This is a genomic window from Gilliamella sp. ESL0250 (assembly GCF_013345045.1).
Classification (GTDB): Bacteria; Pseudomonadota; Gammaproteobacteria; order Enterobacterales; family Orbaceae; genus Gilliamella; species Gilliamella apicola_H.
Genome location: NZ_JAAEDV010000028.1, coordinates 1 through 1,828, shown reverse-complemented (window position 1 = coordinate 1,828; position 1,828 = coordinate 1). Strand labels below are relative to the sequence as shown.

General features: G+C 38.2%; 2 protein-coding genes and 1 pseudogene. All 3 read right to left on the bottom strand.

What is annotated here, in order from left to right; translation table 11 throughout:
* On the bottom strand, positions 1-137 hold a 137-nt coding region (locus GYY69_RS13245), incomplete at its 3' end, for a phage baseplate assembly protein domain-containing protein (protein ID WP_446718906.1).
* Between the two features lie 23 nt (positions 138-160).
* Positions 161-1,234: a phage baseplate assembly protein gene (locus GYY69_RS12605; protein WP_174797999.1), complete on the bottom strand. Its 1,074-nt coding sequence runs from the start codon at positions 1,232-1,234 to the stop codon at positions 161-163.
* Positions 1,231-1,828: pseudogene (locus GYY69_RS12600) on the bottom strand (hypothetical protein); the annotation flags it as partial. The gene GYY69_RS12605 and the pseudogene GYY69_RS12600, both read right to left, overlap by 4 nt.

Genomic DNA, 1,828 nt, shown 5'->3' with positions numbered 1-1,828 from the left:
GGTCTTGATGTGAACCCGTACGGCTCAATATGCTCGACATCACTTTTTTGTTCACCGCCCGACATTTTGATTTGCAACGTCTGGCATTTGCTTGCGCTATTACTGAATGTGATATAGCCCCTAGATACAAGGTTCATTATTTTATTTAAAACTTTACGCATTAGAATACCTCGCCATCGGATTGCTTTCCTTTTTTCTTCTTGGTTTTCTTCTTATCCGGTAAATAGGCCTCAACTGGACCCACTTTTAACTCACATAATGTTCCACCGCTACTTAGACTGTATTTAACTTCGGCAATAACCAATTTCTCGTTATCATATCCAAGTAACGGATCATCAACAACAACCATTTGATTCGGTTTCCATAACGTGCCATCACCTTGTCGCCAGCCTTGAACCGTGTATGTAACTTCTCTGGTTTTGCTTGCTCTCAGCACTTTTTCCATTTCACAGCGTTCTTGGCATGTACCGTTATTCGAATCACCGGATTGTTTTATTATTAAAGGGCGATAACGCCGGATTGCCTCATCTTTAGATGTAGATCTAACTGATGCTAGTGTTGCTTCACCAAAGTTTTCATCATCACCAACGCCTTGCCCAGAGACAAAGTAATCGGAATACCGATCTTTGATACTCTTTTCAGTATCCGCAGACAAAATATTAGCCCCTAAAACCAATGCTGTTTTTGCCTCATCTGAACCAATATCACCAATTACTACTTGCCCTTGCTCATCATCGAATACAATAATTTGCTGCATGCCCATTATTTTACTAATGACATCAAAAACAGTATCCCCTTGATCCGCTTGAATACTAACGGAACCTGCATCACTGCCTTGATTAATAACATTCAGTTTGAATGGCTTAACCAAATCTTGAATAACTTGAATAGTTGAACTACCGCTATATTGTTTGGGTTCTGCACTACAATCAACACAATCTGCCGTTTTACTTCTGCCGACAATGCCCATTGATAACGAACCTGCATCATATCGAATCGGTAACGCTTCAACGTAACCGGTTAAAACCACATCATCATCGATATACACTTCAACTAAATCACCGTTTTTAACATCAATTTTTGTTTCTGAATCGTCACCTGATGAAGGCCATTGACGGGTGATAGTGACATTAAAATCACGGGCTAGCCGTTCAATACCGGCCGAAATACTTACATCAGTCCAACCGCCAAAATACTGACGGTTAACTTTTAAAAAAACTTTATTTTGATTCATGGTTTTGGTACTCGCAGCTCTTTAACAGGAATAAAACCAGGATGAAGAATATTGTTGCGAATCGATATATCATCACAACGTGTAGCATTGTTATAGAGATAGTGAGCTAAAACCAAATCTGGCAATACTTCATTAGGAATATAAACAATTGTTTTCTCTATTTTAAGTAAGCGTGCATTGATATCTTGGTTAACCGCGGCTTTTAATTTTACTAGCGCAACGTATAAACCATCGTGCACGGTTCGCGATAATTCTTTATCAAAAGACTCGTTAATGGATTCTTTAATATCCAGTAAATCATCAAATGAAATTGTATTACTTTTTTCAACTGTTGATGATGTTGATACGGGAGTGTTTGTTATGTTAGCCGTTGAATGACCAGTTGGTAACGTATGATCTTGGTCAAAAGAATGCTCTTTTTTACCTTTTGTTGATTCTAACGTCACAGGAGCAAAAGCTTGTTTTCTTTTATCTTCAACCTGTTTCGGTAGTGATGCGATTATTCGTGATGCTTCTGTTAGTGCGGTTACTCGAATAGCAGTATTAATTAAGTTTTGATTTTTCTTTCTTTTTTTGGTGGATTTGCTATCCGTT

Coding starts and splice junctions, on each gene's coding strand:
- GYY69_RS12605 (WP_174797999.1), bottom strand. CDS start 1,234: ATGAATCAAAATAAAGTTTTTTTAAAAGTTAACCGTCAGTATTTTGGC.